Raw genomic sequence first — 20,542 nt, forward strand, 5'->3', positions numbered from 1 at the left:
GGGTACTTATAATGGAACGAGTTCAAATGGCCGAAACACTAGAATTTTCTCGTATTATTCAAGGGTTCTGGCGTTTAGCAGAATGGAATATGACAAAGCAAGAGTTACTTTCTTTTATTGAAGACTGTATGGATTTGGGGATTACTACTTTCGATCACGCTGATATTTATGGCGGATATACATGTGAAGGATTGTTTGGAGAAGCGTTACAACTCAAGCCTTCCTTACGCGAAAATATGCAAATCATCACTAAATGTGGAATCGCTCCCCCATCACCTAAATTTCCAGAGCGATATGTTGCTCACTACAATACGAGTGCTGAACATATAATAAAAAGCGCGGAAGATTCATTACAAAACTTACATACAGATTATATTGATGTATTGCTCATCCATCGCCCAGATCCATTTATGGATCCAACTGAAGTGGCAGAAGCGTTCTCACGCTTAAAGCAAGAAGGTAAAGTTCGCCACTTCGGTGTATCTAACTTTTTACCTTCACAATTTAATATGTTAAGTTCGTATTTAGATTTCCCGCTCATTACAAATCAAATTGAAGTTTCTGCGATGCAGCTTGAGCATTTTGAAAAAGGTACGATTGATTTATGCCAAGAAAAACGAATTAATCCAATGATTTGGTCACCTCTTGCTGGTGGTGAAATCTTTACTGGTCAATCAGAACGTGCCATACGTGTACGTGAAACTTTACAAAAAGTTGCTACTGAACTAGGTGTTACTAGCATCGATACTGTTATGTATGCATGGTTACTCGCTCATCCAGCTAACATGATGCCAATCGTTGGCTCTGGTAAATTAGATCGTGTAAAAACAGCCGCTCTTGCTACAAAAGTTGACTTAGACCGCCAACAATGGTTTACAATTTTCGAAAGCTCTAATGGAAATCCTGTACCATAATACACAAAAAGAAGAGCTGTTTCTTTACAGCTCTTCTTTTTCATATGTATTTCTCGTCATTGCAAATACACACATATCCCTTAATCCATTTCCATCCACAGCAACACTCGCACTTTCTAAAGTACCCTCTAATTTAAAGCCTAATTTCTCTGGTATCGCTCTACTCTTCTTATTTAGAGAATCACAACGAATTTCTACGCGGTTTGCTTTCAATTCAGTGAAAGCATAATCTGTTATACCTTTTGCAGCCTCTACCATATAGCCCTTTCCACTAAACCTTGAATCAATCCAATACCCGATTTCAAATTGAGGTATATCCCAATTAATACGATGTAATCCGGCAGATGCAATAAATTCACCTGTTTCGTTCGAAAAAACTAGTAATCTCAAATCTTCACGCTGCAAAAATTGAATATGCGATTTTCTAATACTCTCTTCTATTTCTTCCTCTGCTTGCTCTTTTTGTGCAAAGACCATCCAAGGTTTTAATTCTTGTATTGAAGCTTGAATTGCGTCATATACAACTTTACCATCACCTGGTTTTGGCATTCGAATAAAAAGCCTGTCAGTATAAAATTCAGAAGGAAAATCGAATAATAACGGATTCACTGTAAACACTCCCTATAATTCTTTTATATATAATAATATCCATCTCAAGTTATATAGTAAAGAAATTTCTGAATTTTAAACTTTTTAATCATTCACTTCCATCGCCACACGAACTCCGGATTCAATCGCACCTTGAATCCATCCGTGATACAGCGTTGTATGATCTCCAGCAAAGTAAATTCTCCCCTCAGGTTTTACAATGACTGGCTGTAATTCAGATTCTTGGCCAGCTTGAAATAGTGCAAACCCTCCAAGCGCATATGGATCTAATGTCCAACTCTTTGATATTCCAGACATGAACTCATCATATACTTGACCACCTAATATTGTTGCTAAATTTTGTAATGTGTAATAGATACGATCCCCTTTTGATAAGCCATCCCACAGTAATGCATCGTATGACCACGTATAACTCCCAAGCATAATGGCTGGTCCTTTTGAACCGATTCCATGACTTGGATAATACGCATAACGTATAGGAAGATCTGTTATAATTCTGCCGCCTAATTGCCCTTGTTTTTCCCAAAATCGGCTTTTAAATTGAATTCCTATTTTCGTCGCAGGCATATAATGTAATTCACGAATTGCTTTCCATTTCGCATGAGATATAGAATCAAATGGATCTACTTCCACAAAACGCATTGTCGAAAATGGAATCGTCACAATAACTAAATCCCCTGTAATACTACTATATTCAAAAGTTTCCTCATTCCGATAGTAAGCTGTCACACCGTTATCGTGTTGATGTAGCTTCATTAATTTTTGATTATATATAATATTTTCTTCTAATTGTGGTAAAAAAGACTTTGGTAATCTATCGTTTCCACCTACTATTTCGCAAAATCCACTTTCCTCTTGCATAATGTATAAAAAACGTAACGTCTCAGCGAAAGATCTTTCCAAGAAACCTTCTAAGTCTAATAGAACACCGATCATCTCAATTGTTACCGGGGAAAAATACGTATTATATTGATAAGGATGATACTTTAAAAATTGCCCTGTAGAGTACCTCCCAAAATCCTTTACTACAATATCCCAATTCTTCTCTGGGTTCTTTTTTATAAAATTTATAATGGGCTGTACCGCTAACATTAATAGTTCCTCAGACGTTTTCCCGACTTCATTCATCTCAACAGGATATCTTAAAACACTCGGGTCTTTTTCGTATTGTTTCAATGTCGTTTTTCGGCCATTGGCATAAATAATATCTGTGTCATTTCTATTAATAAAAGGGCTAACCTGTAATCCGAATTTTTTTATATATGCCATTGTTAGCTTATGTGAATACGGGATTCTCATCGCCCCGACATCTAAGTATAATCCGGTATCTTCCATTCTAACCGTCTCTATACGACCACCTACACGATTATTTGCTTCAAAAATTTTAACTTGATGTCCTGCATCCTTTAGTAAAGATGCCGAAACTAATCCAGCCATACCAGCTCCAACTACAATAATTTGTTTAGGGAGTGTCGTCTTCGGCAGCCCTTTTTTTATTATTGTTTGTATTTCATCCATCTGTGTATCAAACATTGTATCTTTCTGCACCATTCCACCCCTTACTTCATGAAATACGAATTAGTGGTTTAGTGCATTTTATTCATAAATCCCCTTAAACATAACACCATGGCAATTTGAAAATCCACTAAAAATACATATCGTGTAGCTCTCCCTCTTCTACATGCTTCATACAATAAATATATATAGTAACTGTAGAGAAAGGATGGATACACATGAAGCGTATTTACGACTATCATGCTACAAAAAAACATTTAGAATTAAAGAAAGAACAGCTTTGTAAAAAACTTACTAGCATTAAATTAACTGCAGAAGAACGCAAGCAAATATATTTAGAAATTGATAACTATGAATATATATTAAACTTAGTCGAAATGAATCATTATGAACGAGGGTTTTCTCGTTAAAAGTGGATATATTATCATCCTCTTTTTTGTGTGAGCATTTCACTACGCATTTTTCGTAAGTAAATATATAATAGAATGTACATTAAGATTGAGAGGTATATTCTATGATCAAATTAAGTGTATTAGACCAATCACCTATTTCTGATGGCAGTACAGCAGCTGAAGCTTTTTCACATACAGTAACACTTGCACAAGAGGTTGAAAAACTAGGATTTACACGTTTTTGGGTATCTGAACACCATAATTCTGTAAGTCTAGCAGGTTCAAGTCCAGAAATACTTATTTCACATATTGCAGCAAAAACGAATCGTATTAGAGTTGGCTCGGGTGGTGTTATGTTGCCGCACTATAGTCCATATAAAGTTGCCGAGAATTTCCGCGTGTTAGAGGCTCTTTATCCAAACCGTATTGACCTTGGTGTTGGTAGAGCGCCTGGTGGTATGCCAATAGCAACTCGCGCACTCCAAGAAGGTAAAATGGTCTCACTTGATCAATATCCAGAACAAATTGCAGATGTTGCTATGTACTTACATGATCAAGTACCAGAAAACCATCATTATGCAAACTTAAAGGCTACTCCAGTTATCACAACATCTCCTGAAATGTGGATGCTTGGTTCTAGCGGGGAAAGTGCAATGATTGCCGCAAAGCAAGGCGCATCCTTTGCATTTGCACAGTTCATTAACGGATACGGTGGCCCTGAAGTAATGAAAGCCTATCAAGAACAATTCCAACCTTCCTATTTAGGTGATAGACCAAAATCAATCGTCTCTATTTTTGTTATTTGCGGAGAAACAAACGAAGAAGCGGAGAATATAGCAGCAAGCCTTGATTTATCGATTTTACTATTAGAACAAGGAAAACGGACTACTGGAACCCCGTCTATCGAAACTGCTCAAAATTATTCGTATAGTGCTTATGACCTATTTCGTATTAAAGAAAATCGTCAACGTATGATCGTCGGCGATCCGTCTTCTGTAAAAGAAAAAATATTGAACTTAAGCAAAGCATACAATGCTGAAGAGTTTATGATTGTCACAATCACTCATCAATTTGAAGATAAATTAAACTCTTATCGCTTATTGGCAGACGCTTTTAATTTATCCCGCATTAACGGGCAGTAAGACTCCTACTGATTAAAGTTTCACTTTATAATTTTAAAAGAGAGATACATCATATATGATGTATCTCCCTTTCTTACTACATATTATTTTTTCTTCCTATATACTCAATAGCTTCTTTTAATAACTCCTCAAAATTCTCAGGATAATCATGATTTAAATTAGGCACAACTTTATACTTATGTTCTATATTTTTATCTTTTAATAGCTGTACAAGTTGCTTCGTACCTTCAAAACAATCTTCATCTTGATCCCCGCATATTATATATCCTTTTATACTTTTATCATGTAATATGCCAAACATGTCTTCCCATTCTTCAATTTCCGGGAGCCACGGTGCCACAAAAATAAAACCGTTCACTTTTATTTCACCTTGCAAAATGGAGTGTAACGCTACTCTTGCCCCAGCAGAAAATCCACCAATGATAATGTTTTCAAATGTATTACTCAACATAATCTTATTGTAATGTCCTTTTAACTCTTCTCTTCCTCTTTCGACATTATCCCAAACATATCCATCTGAAAATTGAGTTTGAGACGATTGAGGAAACACTAACATATAATCTTGTTCCAAAGCTGGATGCCAATAAGGTTCTACTATTTTTATATTTTCTTGATCCCCATGCATTGTTATTAATAGATTTTCATTTTGTTTGCTGTATTTATATTTCACGTCTGCTTGTTCCGATTGCTTTGCTAATTCTTCTCTTTCTTTACATAATTGAATCATTCTATGAAACTCTTCAAATTTATGTAATGGTTTTAAATCATCATCGGAAATTAAATACTCACCTCCGTACCAAAACCCATTTTCTATAATTGCTTTCTTCATTAAATGCAACGCTGCTTCTTCAAGTCCTGCTGCACTTGCTAGCGCATATTTAAAGTTATATATTTGTGCTTCATTACCCACTACACCTTTAGCATGCTCCATTATATAAGTGTACGCTTCAAAACTTCCTTTTTTTGCATAACAATCTAGCGTTTCATTTAATAATTGAATATAAGTCATACTATTTTTCATATAGAAATCCCCCGTAACCTTTTATAATAATTTTTTCTCCAATCATCCTATCATTCTAGGTTCACGGTATAAGTAGTATAATTCTAAAATTCAACTTAACAATACCTGATTCTCAGAATGATATTTAATAATTAATGTATGTATACGCATAATACACCACTCCTTCCTATCCACTAGTTATAGTATAAAATTAAATAGACTGAAAAATCAATATTTTAAAAAACAAAAAAAAGACAACAATATATTATTGTTGTTCTCATAACATCTACCCAGTATTCTTTTTTTTCTTATCTGGTTTACTTGAAACTAAATAATGCTTTTCTGAAATATATAAATTTCTTTTTAATATACGATTTAAATATGGTCCTAGCTTCATTCCACATATGAGGCGATCTTCGCTACCTTCAACAATTGGGAACATTTCTTTTTCTGTTACATATTGATCAACGGCCTTTTGTACGACATCAATTTCTTTAACTAGGTTTAAATTTTCTTCTGTATGCTCAAATACCTCAAGCGTTTCCTTCGTAATAAGAAAAAAATTGGTTGGAAATGCAGGTAAATAGGGCTTTAATAAATCATAATTTACTGTGTAATCATCATTTACTAATACTGTATAAACGATATTAGCATTCGTTTCTAGAAACTTAGCCATCGCTTGTTCTAATTCATCTTTCGTAATTTCCCGCTCTTCTTTTCCAGTTCTGAAAAAGCGAAACATCGCATCGCCTCCTTTTTACTATATTATAGCATAAAAGGAAACTGAAAAATCATAAAAAACTCTATTGAAAGAATTTTTCAATAGAGTTTTCCTTTAATCCATTTATGTTTATTTTAAGAATGCACTTAACATCCACACATGTTGTTCTAATGTCGTATGAATTGCTAATAGCATATCAGCAGATGTTTCATCACCAGCTTCATCCGCTACTTCCATACCTTCTTTCAATTCTTGAATGAGTGCAGAAAAATCATTTACTAAAATTTGTACCATTTCTTCTGCAGGCTCTTTGCTTGTCCCTTCACTCACAGTAGAAGTTGCTAGATATTCTTTCATTGTCGCTAACGGTTTTCCTTCTAGCGCTAAAATACGTTCTGCTAACTCATCAATGTAAGTCCCTGCTTCATTATAAAACTCTTCAAATTTCTCATGTAATGTAAAGAAGTGTGGTCCTGTCACATACCAGTGATAATTATGCAGTTTCACATATAACACATTCCAGTTTGCTACCTGCTTGTTTAATACTTCAACAACATTTGTTTTCGTACTCATACAATCCACTCCTCTTAGCATTTTTATAATTATTATCTTTTAATAACCTAATTACATTTTACCATACATTTCCTACTCGTTTGAATGAACAGCTTATATGTAACAAAGTTTTAACAACCTTAATATTTCCCTAATATCATATAATTCATGTATTCTTTCAACTACTTCATATGTCTAATTGTCCAAGCTCACACATATGCATAATAGTAAGTCAAGCTCATCATAGAAGAAAGAGGGATAACATGGACAATCAACAATGGCAAGTAGCAAAGAAAGTCGCTGCTACTTATATCGGAACTGTCGTTGGAGCTGGATTTGCTACTGGACGAGAAATTGTTGAATTTTTTACAGTGAACGGATTTTACGGAACCATTGGCATATGTATAAGTGGATTTTTTTTTATTTGGCTCGGCACAAAGATGATGTTACTTTCATCACAAATAGGGGCATTTTCAGCTCAAGAATTTAACAAATATTTATTTGGGGATGTATTTGGAAATGTCGTAAACACATTACTATTACTCGTATTATTTGGTGTAACAAGCGTTATGTTATCAGGGGCCGGGGCAGTATTTGAAGAACAACTCCGCCTCCCGAGACAACTTGGTATTTTCATCACAGTCATCGCCTGTCTCATTATTGGGAGCCGGGGATTACAAGGTGTTTTTGAAGTAAATACACTTGTCGTACCTATAATGATGATCTTTATTATTGGACTCGCTATCACAACCTTTATTCATGGTACAACTCCTCTTATTAACACCGTTCCTACAGAAAGTTGGAATATGAAATGGATTACTAGCCCGATTACATATGTTGCATTAAATCTTTCACTCGCCCAAAGTGTTCTCGTCCCATTAGCCAGTGAAGTAAAAGACCGAAAAGCTATTTTATGGGGTGGTATTTTAGGAGGCGCAGGGCTTTGCTTCATTTTATTATGTAGCCATTTAGCAATATTATCAGTTGAACAATTTTATCAATACAACATCCCCATGGCTGAAGTTGTAAGAAGATTTAATGCCACTTTCCACTTTTTCTTTGTTCTTATCATTTTTGGTGAAGTGTTCACAACATTAGTTGGGAATATATTCGGAATGACAAAACAAATGCAATCCATTACAGGATGGAAAAGTCATAACATTATTTACTTCATATTACTAATTAGTTATTGCTTTAGTTACATCGGATATAGTCAATTGCTTCATATTCTATATCCAATTATCGGTTGGGTAAGCATCATTTTACTACCGATTATTGCTTTTAAACAACTTCAAAAAACATGAAAAAACATCCGTTTATACGGATGCTTTTTCATGTTCATTCACACTCTTCACATACTTCCCAATACGGCCCCATTTCTACTGCAAGATACGGCTTTAATTGCAAACGAATCATTCGACTTGGCATACGTTCTAATACGAATTGAATGCCTTCTTCCTCTTCATCTAACTCAACTTTTGAAATAGCAATTCTTTGCATTGTAGTAATGGGGCTTCCATCTTTATATAAAGTGATTTTCACCTCATCATATTCATTAAAATACAATTCAACATTCATTTGCTTTTTTAACATTTCATCAACAATTTCATAATTATCATTTTGTTCCTGGATTATATATTTCCAGCCGCCTCTATCCAATTCTATCGGAGCAACTTGGAATAATGTCATCAAATCCTCGTATAGCATAAGATAACCCCTCTCTTACTAAAAAACGATGAGTATTTTATATACCCTTTATCTCTATCACTATCCATGTTTATTGTACCATATTTCACGAATCTTACCGCATTCATTTGCTTTATAAACACATACAAAACATATAGTATTTTCGATTCATTTTCTACTCACTAGTACGTCCCTTTACTGATAACTTATCACTTTCCTTATTTCCTTCACACTATTTATAAATCTAAAAATTTCACACAAAAAGAAGAGTGATTTATATCACTCTCCTCAAAAGACTTTTCCTGCGGCTACTAATGCTAATACTATAATTAAACTGGAAAATAATAGCGAGACAATTAAACTAAAAATCGGTAATATTTTCTTTTCATTCTTCTTAGATAATAATCTCAAACTAAGAATGATATTTAATGGAACAAATATAAAATAAAAATATTTAACGATTTGTAATGAACTATTTGAAAGTGTTTTAAATACAAACACTTCAATTACAAAAACGGCAAAGAATAAAATACTTAACCAAAACGAGACATAACTAAGCCAAGAATGTCTTTTCGTTCCCCAATACACTCCCATAATAATCTCCTTTATATGTAATCTATACAATATTCATTATACACACACTTAACAAATCCCTCTATTTTTCGACAAATATTAAATAAAATAAAGCTATAATTGTTGAATCCCCCCGTTCCCCACAAGTTCTCTACTCTTACAAAAAGGGCTATTAACTAAAAGGACTGCCTCTAATAGCAGTAATGCTATTTTGAAGCAGCCCTTTCTATTTATACTTTAAATCTTTCAATTAATACTTGTAACTCTTCAGCCATTTGAGATAGTGTACCAGCCGCAGAACTAATTTCTTCCATGGAAGCTAACTGCTCCTCAGCTGACGCTGCAACACTTTGTGTACTCGTCGCGTTATTTTGTGCTGTCATTGCAATCTGGCCAACTGAAATAGATACTTCATTTGCACCTTTTGACATTCCATTAGCCGTTTCAACCATCGTTTTAATTTGATCAGCAATTTCATTTGTAGATTGTAAAATCTCAGTGAAATTTTGTTTTGTTTCATTTGCAATAACAAGTCCAGATTGAACTTCTTCATTTACATTATTCATAGATTTTACAGTCCTACTCATATCATCTTGTATTTCACAAATTAATTTACTAATTTCACTTGATGATACACTAGATTGTTCTGCTAATTTTCGTACTTCATCAGCAACAATTGCAAAGCCTCTTCCATGCTCACCAGCTCTTGCAGCCTCAATTGCTGCATTTAAAGCTAGAAGATTTGTTTGATCTGCAATATTTTGAATAACCTCTAAAATATCACCAATTTGCATTGATTTGTTATTTAATAACTGAATAACTGCATCTGATTGCGAAACAGATTCCGCAATAGACTGCATTTGATTTACTGTTTTTCCTACTAGTTTTCCACCATCTTCTGCTTTTTCACGTGTATGAGCAGAAGCAGAATTAATAGATGATGAACTATTTGCTACGTGCTGAATCCCTTCTGTTACATCAAACAGTAACATAGCACCATTTTCTACGCTTGCTGTTTGCGTCGTTGCACCACTTGATATTTCATCCATTGCTGATGTAATTTGTTCAGTCGCTTCACTCGCTTGTCTCACACTTGCTGTTAACTCTTCAGATGCAGCTGCAACATGCCCTGCTGAAGTATTAATTCTTCCAATTAATGTACGTAGTGAATGAGTCATCTCATTAAAACCTTTCGCAAGTTGTCCAATTTCATCATTTGAATGTATTTGAATCGTTTGAGTTAAGTCCCCTTCGCTTATTTCTTTAGAAGTGACAACTAATTGTTTTAAAGGTTTGGTAATAGAAAGTGTCACGAAATAAATAAGCACTCCACCTACAACTAATGAAATAAACATTACAATTAACATATTATAAAATACAGGTTGAGCAGCCTCAACTACTTCATTTGAGTACATCGTCCCAGCAATTTTCCAACCTGTTTTTAAGTTTGTGGCAAATACCATTTTCTTTTCACTACCACTATAAGTGTATGAAAAAGTGCCATGGTTATCTTCGTATATTTTCTTTGCCCAAGAATCATCTGCCTTGTCACCCGATTTTTCTTGAGGATGAGCAATTATTTTGTGGTTCCCATCTAAAATGAAAGCATAGCCTTTTTTACCAATATTGATTAACTTTGTTGTTTTTAATAAATTATCTAAATTTAAATCTACTGCAACAACACCATTTTTATCTTCAGTTTGTTTTGCGATTGTTACGACAATATGCCCATTTCCTTGTGCCTTATATGGTTCAGTGACAACAATTCCACCTTGCTTATTCACTGCATCTTTATACCAAGAACGCGCTGTTGGATCATAATCTGTTTCCATTTGTATTTTTGGTTCTTGTACAAATTTTTTATCGTTTCCGGCAACATAAACTTGTTCAACATCTTTGTTCAAACTAATATATTGAGATAATGTTTTTCTTAATTCATCCTGATTATCCCCTTGATACATATCACTATGAATCACTCGTGCAAAATTATTTACATCGTTGAATTTCGCATCAATCATTTGATTGATTAAATTATCCAATATTTTTATATTATCCTGAGCGCTACTCATAATTTGTGATTCAAAATTCTTTTTAGCTGTTTGATACGACATGCCCCCAATAATAGAGACTGCCGCAATTAATATAACAAAAAATGAAATTAATAGCTTTTTTGCTACTTTCATATCTCTAAACCAACTTACTAGTTTACGCATTATAAACCTCCTGTATTTAAATATTAAGCTTTAAAGATTAAATAGAGCTAATTTTGAATATATCCCATTCCTTATTTTCTATTTTTATAACTTGTTTTGATAAACACTTTGTAAAGTTTAAACAAATAAATTCTGTTTGTCTATATATACGAATAATATTATTATAAAATTTACAAACACAAAAAACCAAAGGAACAAGCCCTTTGGTTTTTTACATTTTTTTATGTTGTTTAGAAATCTTTTTCCATCTATCTCGTTCCGCTCTTGCCAGAGTAATATTTTGTTTTCTCATAACATATGCCAATTCTCTTTGCAGCTTTTTATAGCTTAGTAAGCGCTCTACAGGGATAATTCCGTTGTCTATAGCACTTCGCACTGCACATCCTGGTTCACCATCATGTTTACAATCTCGAAAGCGGCAAGTATTTGCAAGATCTTCAATATCAGAAAATGTAGTTTGGATTGCCGCGCTTCCTTCCCAAAGCTGAAGTTCTCTCATACCAGGAGTATCAATTACTAAACCACCACTTGGTAATTGGAACAATTCACGGTGAGTTGTCGTATGTCTCCCTTTACTATCTTCTTCACGTATATCTCCAGTTTTTGCTACAACTGTTCCTATTAATGCATTTAACAAAGTAGATTTCCCTGCACCTGAAGATCCAACTAAGGCAATTGTTTTTCCTGGTGAAACAAATTGTTGCAATGATTCTATTCCGACGTACGCTAAGCTATCAACAACAAATATTGGAACACCGATTGCTACTGCTTCAGTTTCTGCAATTTTCTGTTCTACATCTTCACATAAACTACTCTTCGTTAAAACAATAATAGGCATCGCACCACTCTCATAAGCCAATAGCAAATAACGTTCCATCCTTCTTACGTTGAAATCATGGTTAAGAGCATTTACTAAAAAAAGATAGTCCACATTCGTAGCTATAATTTGTTCTTCTGTTCGATAGCCAGCCTCTTGTCTAGAAAAAGAGCTTCTCCTTGGAAAAATACGATGAATAATTGCCTTTCGCTCTCCTTCTATTTTCTTTATATACACCCAATCCCCAACTGCCGGATAATCTCCCTTCGTTAACGCTTCATGACGAAACTTCCCAGACAGTTCCGCTACATATTCACCATCATTACAAATAATCCGATATATATGCTTGTGCTCAAGTAAAATACGTCCTACTTCATAGTTCTCTACAGCTTGTTCTTCAAAAAAAGAATCCCACCCGAAAGATTCTAAAATATTTTGATTCAAATTGATATCCTCCCTAGTTTGAACTTAGTGGAAGGATTGTGCGCTTACTTATAGAGTATCGCCCTTTCCGTCCACCTTTGTATTTGGTTTATTATTCATATAAGTTAATTTCGCCATAACACATCACCCCGTTCTCATTTTAATTACTCTCATTATATGGAATATTTATTTAAAAAGCTACCTTATTTAACGTAATTTTCAAATAATTTATTTTTCATCATTCTAATTTGTCCACGGTGACTAATTTCATCTTCTAGCACATGAAACCAAAGGTAGTGCTGATTATACGCTACGCCATTAGACCACTTTCTTTCTGACATAAGCCATTGATCATTTTGTTCACTCAAATACTTCAGAGATTCTTCTCGAACACTTTGTAGAAGTTGTACATAATACTGTATTTCATGACCACGGATTGTTCTCCCCGCTTTCCCTAAATACAGTGCGTCTTCCCATATTTCTAATTCTTCTTTTGTAAAGTCGCGCTCTTGAAATGAAATAAGTTGATGTGCTTTTTCTATAGCCGCTATATGCTTTAGTAACGCTCCGATAGAATTCCCTCCACTCGGCATAATTAAATCTACTTGCTCAACTGATAGATCTTTTATTTCCTGCAATGTTACAGCCCTCGTATGCTCCAGCATGCTTACTAATTCCCCTATATTTTTTGTATAACCATCTACACTCCTTATTCGATAATCTATATTCATATCACGCACCACTTTCTGTATTCATATGAATGAATAACCTCTTCATATAATAGACTGAAATATATCAGATTTTTCTGTTATAATTAAATTAAATAAGGAATATACCCAAACAAACTTTCTCAATACGCTTATATGAAATATTAAAAGGAATCAATATGAAAAAATCGAATCTTATTCACTAAAAGGAGTGGATTCGATGGAAATGTATCAATGGCTAACCGCTGTTCTCGTTGGTGGCATTACTGGCTTCGTTTCCCATCTGATCAATAACCAAGGCAAGTTATTGCTTCCACGCCGTTTAAAAACTTTTTTTCACTTTGGTTTTTTGACTGATATTTTCACTGGTAGTCTAGCTGCACTTCTTGGACTCGTTTTATTCGATGTCACCTTAATAAAAGAAATTATAAAAGTCTCCATTGTGACCGCTATTTCCGGTCAAACGTTTTTACTTCACCAAGCTCTTGGTGGTGAACAGGCTAAAAATACGCAAATTGGGAAAGCTGATGAGAAAATCCAAGAAATTGACAAACTATTACGACGTTAGTCTATACTTTCTTTAAAAATTATTGTTATAATAAAAAATAAATATTTTCTATTGCGTCGTTTGTCAGAAGAAAGGGTGTTTCGTATGACAAAAAAGAAAATAGAAGATTTCTTAACAAACACCGAAAAAGAGGAACTGCTAGAAAACTATAAATGTTTACGAGAAGCCCGCACAAAAAGCGAAGCTAACTATTTTGGTGAAGCAGTAAACCATCTATTAAATAAAGCAAAACAACGAATTATTAAAGATGCAGGCATACATGATGAAAATGCAGCAACTGTTCAATCCAAAAGAAAAGCACTGTTTTAGCTAAAACAGTGCTTTTTATTACGGCATTTTTCACATTACTTTCACATCTATTTCACAAATATACGTACTCCAGTATGGTAAGCTAAGTTTATCCTTTTCCAAGGAACTATATGCCGATATATAAATCCCTATCTCTTTAGGGATTTTTTATTTTTTTGGATTTCCCCGATTTATTTTTAAAGGCTTTATTATGCTATTTCTGTTTCACTATCTTCATTAAGCCTTTCGCTTTTTCTAAACAAAAATAAAGCTACTATATATAGTAGCGCAGTAAAACTACCTACAAGTATAAAATTGTGAGATGCTGCAAATAACATTCCTGCTATTGCCGCTCCAATCATTTGGCCAATATACATAGAAGCATTAGCAAGAGCGGCTCCTGTTCCTCTTGCTATACTAGACATATTTTGTAAGCGCCCCATCATCAATACAAACAAAATTCCTGTCACAAAAAATAAAACAAAGAAAAATAACTCTACAAATATAATGTTCTTTACATGAGGAAGTATGACATATAGCACTGCTGTAAATACAATTCCACCATAGAAAGAAATGTTATAACCAATTTTATTTACGATTCTCGGCCCAAAAATGTTACCGGTTAAATTTCCCAATCCTAATACGAGCATAGCTGTACCTACTTCATGAACTTGTAAGCCAAATTGACTGGAAAGCCACACACCAAAGAATGAAAATGCTGCAAAATTACCAGTTTGAAAAACAAAATATTCAAAATAAGAAAGTGAAACCTTTGAATCTCTAAGTAATTGCTTATAGCGCTTTAATATATTTTTTTCATTTCCACCTATTTGAACTGGTTGTATTTCTGGTAATGTAACATAAATAAGAACGACAAGTAGTGCTGATAATATACCAATGACGAAGAATGGTGTTGTATAATGTATCGTTGCTAAATATGCTCCAATTGGCAGTCCTAAAATTTGGGAGATTGATAACCCTGCTGTTGCAATTCCAATTGCTTTTACAATTTGCTTCTTCTCTATAAGGAGCGGAATAGATGCCCATACTTGTGGAGATACAAAAGCTGCACTTACACCTGCTAAAAATCTAAATGTTAGCATCCATAAAAAACTCGGTGCCATTCCACACAAAAATGTACTTAATGCAAAAAAACTCATTCCTAATACCATCACTTTTTTTCTGTTTAAGCCATCTGATATAGGACCAGCGATAAGCGCAAATCCAGCGTATCCTAGAGCATATGAACTCACCATCCATCCTGATAATTCAGTTGATACATGATACACCTGTTGTAATGTCGGCAAAAGTGGTGAAATTAAGAACGTATTTGTACCAATCATAAACATTATCGTAAAGAATACAGCTAGTACTCTTTTCATTTATATCTTCTCCTTTTATATAAAAAGAGGGAACTATCCCTCTTTTCAACTAAGCTTCTAAAATAGATTCAATCTCTTTCATAACCTTCTCATTCAATGAAACTTCCACCGCTCTTACACTTTCTCTTATTTGCTCTGCCCGCTTCCCGCCAGGAATAACAGTATCAATTCCTTTTTTGTTTAATAACCACGCTAAAGCTAAATGCGATACTTCGAGATTCTTTTCTTTAGCTAAGCCCTTTAACTTCTCAACTTTCTTAAAGTTACTCTTATATGTATTTTCTTCAAATAGATTTACACTTTGACGCCAATCGCCTTCGTTCAATTTAAAATCTTCTGTATATTTTCCACCTAGTATCCCAAAGGCAAGAGGTCCATACGGAATAAATGAAATACCTGATTCTATACAATACGGCAAAAGTTCTTCCCCAGCAGCACGATCCAACATATTATACGGTGATTGTACAACATCTATTTGTCCGTGCTGATTCGCTTCTTTTAATTGCTCTACGTTTACGTTAGATATTCCAATTGCACGAATTTTCCCCTCTTCTTTTAGGCGAGTAAGCTCTCCAATTGAATCTATGTAACTTGTTTCTGGATTTGTAAAATGTAAATAATATAAATCAATATAATCAGTTTGTAATCTTCTTAAGCTATTTTCCACAGCATTTCTTAAATAGCTTCGTTCATTATTAATATAAACCTCTCCATTTAATAACGGCTGTATTCCACCTTTTGTAGCAAGTACAACTTCTTGGCGTTTTCCTTTCAATACTTCTCCTACCAATTCCTCTGATCTACCGAAACCGTATGAATCCGCTGTATCAAAAAATGTAATCCCTTGCTGGATAGCTTCTTTTATTAATCGTTTTCCTTCTTCCTCATTCACATCAGCATATAAATTATGTCCCCCTACAGCGTTTGTTCCTAACCCTAACTTTGAAATATTTAGTCCTGCCTTTTGCAATTTTGTATATTTCATTTTTTCTCCCCCTATATTTCTATTGTTCGATTATATTCGAACAATAGAAATATACCACTTCATATGTTATAGTGCAAATATATTAACTTATACAAGTAGGTGAAAAAATGCGTACTCTCTATCATCCAAATCGAGAAGAAATTCAATTCTCTTCTGTCTTATACGCACTTAGCGATCAAATTCGTTTACAAATTGTAACTATGCTACTAGAGAAAAATGAACAATCTTGTGGTGCGTTAAACATTCCAATTGCGAAATCAACTTTATCTCACCATTTCAAAGTGTTACGTGAATCTGGTGTTATGTATACACGCCTTGAAGGAACTCAACGTTTCATTTCAATTCGTGAGGATGACTTAAATGCTAGATTCCCTGGCTTAATAGACGTCGTATTACATGCGACAGAACCGTACTAAAAAACATCTCATATATATGAGATGTTTTTTAGTAATTCCTATTCTTTTAATAAATCTATTAATCCATTCCCTTCAGATGTACGTTCATACCCTAAAGGTACAGTCCTTTTTATAAGTTGCGCGTATATTTCCGGCTCTGATAATTTTCTACCATACTCTCTCTCACACTGCTTAATGAGAAGTGCTAGCGCTCCAGCTACATGCGGCGTCGCCATTGAAGTACCACTTAATACTGCATATTTCCCCTCTGGATACGTAGATAATATTTCATCGCCTGGCGCCACTAAATCAATTTCTTGATTTGAATTACTAAAGCATGAAATTTTCCGCTCTAAATTAACAGCACCTACTTCGATTACTTCAGAATAAGCACCTGGAAAATCTAATTCTTCCGTATCATCGTTACAATCGCCATCATTTCCAGCAGCGCATACGACAAGTACGTCTTCTTTTACCGCATTTTGAATAGCTTCATGTAACTCTGGTACATCTTGTGGACCACCAAGTGACATTGAAATAATTCTCACTTTCTCTTTATTCGGTCCTCTCCAATTTACAGCATAATGAATGGCTTCAATAATTTGCTGATAACTTCCAGAACCGTCTCCTGCTAATACTTTTAATACTAACATTTTAGCAAGTGGTGCTACACCTAATACACCGACACCATTTTCAGTCGCTGCAATTGTCCCAGCTACATGAGTACCATGCCCATTATTATCAAGATAAATATTGGGATTTCCTTCATAATCTTTCGTGAAATTTCTCCCACCAATAATACGATCTTTTAAATCTACATGACTTATATCACAACCTGTATCTAAAACGGCAACGGCAATATCTTTCCCTTTCGCGCTCTTTTCCCATACTTGCGGAGCATGAATCAATTGTACACCTGGTGGAATTTCATTTACTTGTTCAACGACTTTATTTACAGTAAACGGAATTAATTTAATGCCTTTTTGTTTATTCGCTGTACTACTATTCATCGTAATCCCTCCTGAAAATGTATTATTTTCATTTTAGACCACTATTGAATACGTTTATATCTAACATTCGTTTTATTCGTTCCATTTCCCTTCCTCTCAAATGTTTCTCAATAAACAAAAGAAAAGGACCTATTATGGTCCTTTTCTTTTTCAGTTTTTTAATAGAATAATATAAAGTGAAACCATAATCAGCGAGGGATTGTTCATCTCCACTGATTATTAGCCCTCACCAATCGGGGGCTTTTACGGACAGCCCGACTCCCACAAATAGCGGGATAAATTAAGACTAAATCTCACTCTTTTTCAAAAACTGCTCAATTTCTTTTATTACATGTTTTGCGCCTTCTATACTAACAGTAATGTTTCCATTTGCTAATGAAATATTTTGATCTGAAACATCACCTGTTATTTGACAAGCATTGTATGGTTGATATTTTTGTAAAATGACTTTGTCTTCTTCTACAAAAATTTCAAGTGGTGATTTGATTTGTATTCCTAATACATCTCGTAATTCTTTAGGAATAACTATCCGTCCCAATTCATCTACTTTTCGAATAATTCCTGTTGCTTTCATGTTACTCCCCCCTTACTCTCTATTATTTTTTTCACCTCGCTATTTTCATTTTATCACTATATATTTGGTAATGCCTTACTCTTTTTAGAAAATATAGTACAAAAGTTAAAAAAACACATTTAAAGAATATTCAATCTTTCTTTCAATTGTTTTAAATAACGAGCTCGTATAATGACGAAATACAAAACTTGAATACTTACAAAAATACTTAATACAATCACATTTTCTTTAAATAGTGAGTACTCAAACATCTGTCCCAGTGCAGTTAACGCTACTGCCCCATGTAATGTTGCAACACCTATTGGAACGAAGAATAAAAGTGCCAATCGGATTGTAACTACTTTCGATAATTCCCCACTCGTTAAGCCCACTTTTCGAATCATTTCAAACAAACGAGTATCATCCTCCAAATCAGAAAACAAACGGAAGTAAAGGAAGCTTCCTGCACATACGAAAAATACAATACCAATAAAGAAACCTACAAATAGAATCGGTCCTGCGATTTGTAAACTTTGGTTTTGTTCGTACTCTTCTGCACTAAACATTGCATGTTCTTCATAAGGCTTCATCTGAAGCGTAAGTTCCTTACCAACCTCAATTTCATCTTTCGTTCCTTCCGTTTTGTACACATAATCTTTTTCTTCTTTAAATCCATCTTGTAATGCATCATATTGATTTTTAGAGATTACATAAACATTACCTCTTAGTATTTTACTTAATGAAGAAGTATTAACTTTTTTCACCTTTAAGGGCTCATTAGCATTTAGGAAAGAAATTTCTTTTCTTTCCTTTATCGTTGGCCCTGGTATTTCTACTGACAGAAATAGGGCTTCTTTGTCTGATACAGTATTAAACGGTTCCCCCGTTAACTTCGCATACTCCTTATAATCCGATTCTTTTATAAAAATAGCACTTCTTAACGATTGTTCTTCCGTTTTCTTCGATGAAATATTTATTTTTGAAGCTTCTATATTATGTTTCTTTAATCCTTCGTCAATCATCTTCAAATGCTGTGATTCATTACTATTTCCTTTCTTAGAGTGGTAATGAAACGCAATTGGTCTCTCCATAATTCCTTTCGTCATTGATGCGAAACCAACTAATGTACCTATTGCTGAAAATGCTACAGTTGAAATAATTGTTACAATAAAGAACATTCTTGCGTTATCTCTCATACGATAAGCTAAATCTGACAAAGTAATAATATTTGTCTGTGTCCAATAGAAACGTTTACTTTTTTTACATAGTCTAATAATAAAGACACTCAACTGCTTGTACAGCAAATACGTACCAATAATGACTACCGTTGTAACAGGAATCATCATCACAAATACCATTGCACCATGTGACATAAGAGCTCCTGTATAACCCGCACTAAGCAATACTACTGCTAATATAGAAGAAATTATAGATGCCTTCGGTTCTGGCTTCGCCTCTGCTGATCCTCTAAACAATTTCATGATTTTATTTTTACGAACCATCCCTGCACTAAACAATGAAATGATCATAAATAATACGAAAAACATAATACTCGTTACAACAATCGCTTTCATCGGTATGTAATAGGTTAAAGAGATATCTAGTTTCAATATCATCGGGGCTACAAATATTAATATTCCTGAAAATAACATACCTGACAGAATTCCAAAAATTATTGCCCCTATTCCAATCATGATATTTTCAAAGAAGATAAGACGCTTTAATTGGTATTTCGTCATACCAAGCATCATTAAAATTCCCAATTCACGCTTTCTCGTTTTTAAAAACATTCCCATTGAATATAAAATAAAGAAGAATGTAAATAAGTATATAATAGACTGTGCAAAAGACATACTTACGAATACGTACTGTCCTAATTCTCCCGCACTTAATGCCGGATGGAACGCAAAAAATGAATACACAAAAAAGGCCATAATAGCAAATGCACTACTCAAAAAATATGCTGAATATGTTCGTCTATTTCGCGTTACATTTCGAAATGCAAGTTCTCTAATGTTCATACTACTTCTCCGCCCTTCTACTAACTATGCTTTTTTATATTAGTAAAATCCGGAAATACCTTCCATCGATTCAAAT

Annotated in this window: 22 protein-coding genes; 7 read left to right on the top strand and 15 right to left on the bottom strand. The window is 34.1% G+C overall.

Annotated elements, in window-relative coordinates; translation table 11 throughout:
* The first annotated feature begins 11 nt into the window (after positions 1-11).
* Complete coding sequence (locus SJY24_RS20440) at positions 12-914, top strand: aldo/keto reductase (RefSeq protein ID WP_377865975.1); 903 nt, start codon at positions 12-14, stop codon at positions 912-914.
* Between the two features lie 24 nt (positions 915-938).
* On the opposite strand, the gene SJY24_RS20445 is transcribed toward SJY24_RS20440, so the two are convergent.
* Positions 939-1,523 carry a GNAT family N-acetyltransferase gene (locus tag SJY24_RS20445; RefSeq protein WP_377865976.1) on the bottom strand — a complete coding sequence of 195 codons (585 nt, stop codon included), beginning with the start codon at positions 1,521-1,523 and terminating at the stop codon, positions 939-941.
* 84 nt (positions 1,524-1,607) lie between these two features.
* Positions 1,608-3,071: a flavin monoamine oxidase family protein gene (locus SJY24_RS20450; RefSeq protein WP_377865977.1), complete on the bottom strand. Its 1,464-nt coding sequence runs from the start codon at positions 3,069-3,071 to the stop codon at positions 1,608-1,610.
* Positions 3,072-3,256: 185 nt separating this feature from the next.
* Here SJY24_RS20450 and SJY24_RS20455 point away from each other — a divergent pair, with 185 nt between their 5' ends.
* Together SJY24_RS20455 and SJY24_RS20460 are read left to right on the top strand one after the other, a co-directional pair.
* Positions 3,257-3,448, top strand: a complete 192-nt coding sequence (locus SJY24_RS20455; protein ID WP_377865978.1) for a DUF3896 family protein — start codon at positions 3,257-3,259, stop codon at positions 3,446-3,448.
* A 104-nt stretch (positions 3,449-3,552) separates the two neighbouring features.
* Positions 3,553-4,572: an LLM class flavin-dependent oxidoreductase gene (locus tag SJY24_RS20460; protein ID WP_377865979.1), complete on the top strand. Its 1,020-nt coding sequence runs from the start codon at positions 3,553-3,555 to the stop codon at positions 4,570-4,572.
* 76 nt (positions 4,573-4,648) lie between these two features.
* Here SJY24_RS20460 and SJY24_RS20465 read toward each other — a convergent pair whose 3' ends face one another.
* From SJY24_RS20465 to SJY24_RS20475, 3 genes are all read right to left on the bottom strand, one after another.
* Positions 4,649-5,593, bottom strand: a complete 945-nt coding sequence (locus tag SJY24_RS20465; protein ID WP_377865980.1) for an alpha/beta hydrolase — start codon at positions 5,591-5,593, stop codon at positions 4,649-4,651.
* 265 nt (positions 5,594-5,858) lie between these two features.
* Positions 5,859-6,314 carry a DUF3939 domain-containing protein gene (locus SJY24_RS20470; protein ID WP_377865981.1) on the bottom strand — a complete coding sequence of 152 codons (456 nt, stop codon included), beginning with the start codon at positions 6,312-6,314 and terminating at the stop codon, positions 5,859-5,861.
* 108 nt (positions 6,315-6,422) lie between these two features.
* Positions 6,423-6,866: a Dps family protein gene (locus tag SJY24_RS20475; RefSeq protein ID WP_377865982.1), complete on the bottom strand. Its 444-nt coding sequence runs from the start codon at positions 6,864-6,866 to the stop codon at positions 6,423-6,425.
* A gap of 242 nt (positions 6,867-7,108) precedes the next feature.
* Between SJY24_RS20475 and SJY24_RS20480 the strand changes: the two genes are divergently transcribed.
* A complete protein-coding gene (locus tag SJY24_RS20480; protein WP_002075563.1) occupies positions 7,109-8,149 on the top strand; it encodes a YkvI family membrane protein in 1,041 nt (346 codons plus the stop codon).
* A gap of 34 nt (positions 8,150-8,183) precedes the next feature.
* Here the strand turns inward: SJY24_RS20480 and SJY24_RS20485 are convergent, their stop codons facing one another.
* From SJY24_RS20485 to SJY24_RS20505, 5 genes are all read right to left on the bottom strand, one after another.
* Positions 8,184-8,552: a DUF3979 family protein gene (locus SJY24_RS20485; RefSeq protein ID WP_377865983.1), complete on the bottom strand. Its 369-nt coding sequence runs from the start codon at positions 8,550-8,552 to the stop codon at positions 8,184-8,186.
* A 267-nt stretch (positions 8,553-8,819) separates the two neighbouring features.
* Complete coding sequence (locus tag SJY24_RS20490) at positions 8,820-9,125, bottom strand: hypothetical protein (RefSeq protein ID WP_377865984.1); 306 nt, start codon at positions 9,123-9,125, stop codon at positions 8,820-8,822.
* A 209-nt stretch (positions 9,126-9,334) separates the two neighbouring features.
* A complete protein-coding gene (locus tag SJY24_RS20495; protein WP_377865985.1) occupies positions 9,335-11,317 on the bottom strand; it encodes a methyl-accepting chemotaxis protein in 1,983 nt (660 codons plus the stop codon).
* 211 nt (positions 11,318-11,528) lie between these two features.
* Entirely contained in the window at positions 11,529-12,578 is a 1,050-nt protein-coding gene (gene rsgA / locus SJY24_RS20500; protein WP_377865986.1) for a ribosome small subunit-dependent GTPase A, read from the bottom strand.
* Positions 12,579-12,760: 182 nt separating this feature from the next.
* Positions 12,761-13,288 carry a DinB family protein gene (locus tag SJY24_RS20505; RefSeq protein WP_377865987.1) on the bottom strand — a complete coding sequence of 176 codons (528 nt, stop codon included), beginning with the start codon at positions 13,286-13,288 and terminating at the stop codon, positions 12,761-12,763.
* A gap of 196 nt (positions 13,289-13,484) precedes the next feature.
* On the opposite strand from SJY24_RS20505, the gene SJY24_RS20510 reads away from it, so the two are divergent.
* On the top strand, positions 13,485-13,832 hold the full coding sequence (locus tag SJY24_RS20510) for a DUF4257 domain-containing protein (RefSeq protein ID WP_000426320.1): 348 nt from the start codon (positions 13,485-13,487) through the stop codon (positions 13,830-13,832).
* A gap of 84 nt (positions 13,833-13,916) precedes the next feature.
* On the top strand, positions 13,917-14,141 hold the full coding sequence (locus SJY24_RS20515; protein ID WP_000162606.1) for a hypothetical protein: 225 nt from the start codon (positions 13,917-13,919) through the stop codon (positions 14,139-14,141).
* A gap of 188 nt (positions 14,142-14,329) precedes the next feature.
* Here SJY24_RS20515 and SJY24_RS20520 read toward each other — a convergent pair whose 3' ends face one another.
* Both SJY24_RS20520 and SJY24_RS20525 read right to left on the bottom strand, forming a co-directional pair.
* Positions 14,330-15,502, bottom strand: a complete 1,173-nt coding sequence (locus SJY24_RS20520) for an MFS transporter (protein WP_377865988.1) — start codon at positions 15,500-15,502, stop codon at positions 14,330-14,332.
* A 49-nt stretch (positions 15,503-15,551) separates the two neighbouring features.
* Entirely contained in the window at positions 15,552-16,487 is a 936-nt protein-coding gene (locus tag SJY24_RS20525; RefSeq protein ID WP_377865989.1) for an aldo/keto reductase, read from the bottom strand.
* A gap of 107 nt (positions 16,488-16,594) precedes the next feature.
* Between SJY24_RS20525 and SJY24_RS20530 the strand changes: the two genes are divergently transcribed.
* Positions 16,595-16,903, top strand: a complete 309-nt coding sequence (locus tag SJY24_RS20530; RefSeq protein ID WP_377865990.1) for an ArsR/SmtB family transcription factor — start codon at positions 16,595-16,597, stop codon at positions 16,901-16,903.
* 38 nt (positions 16,904-16,941) lie between these two features.
* Here SJY24_RS20530 and SJY24_RS20535 read toward each other — a convergent pair whose 3' ends face one another.
* The 3 genes from SJY24_RS20535 to SJY24_RS20545 all read right to left on the bottom strand — a co-directional run bounded on the left by SJY24_RS20535 (position 16,942) and on the right by SJY24_RS20545 (position 20,466).
* Entirely contained in the window at positions 16,942-17,892 is a 951-nt protein-coding gene (locus tag SJY24_RS20535) for a serine protease (RefSeq protein ID WP_377865991.1), read from the bottom strand.
* A gap of 286 nt (positions 17,893-18,178) precedes the next feature.
* Complete coding sequence (locus SJY24_RS20540) at positions 18,179-18,466, bottom strand: AbrB/MazE/SpoVT family DNA-binding domain-containing protein (protein WP_000648281.1); 288 nt, start codon at positions 18,464-18,466, stop codon at positions 18,179-18,181.
* 119 nt (positions 18,467-18,585) lie between these two features.
* On the bottom strand, positions 18,586-20,466 hold the full coding sequence (locus tag SJY24_RS20545) for an FtsX-like permease family protein (protein WP_377865992.1): 1,881 nt from the start codon (positions 20,464-20,466) through the stop codon (positions 18,586-18,588).
* Positions 20,467-20,542: the final 76 nt, after the last annotated feature.

The organism is Bacillus sp. R86525 (genome assembly GCF_042466195.1).
Lineage (GTDB): Bacteria > Bacillota > Bacilli > Bacillales > Bacillaceae_G > Bacillus_A > Bacillus_A nitratireducens.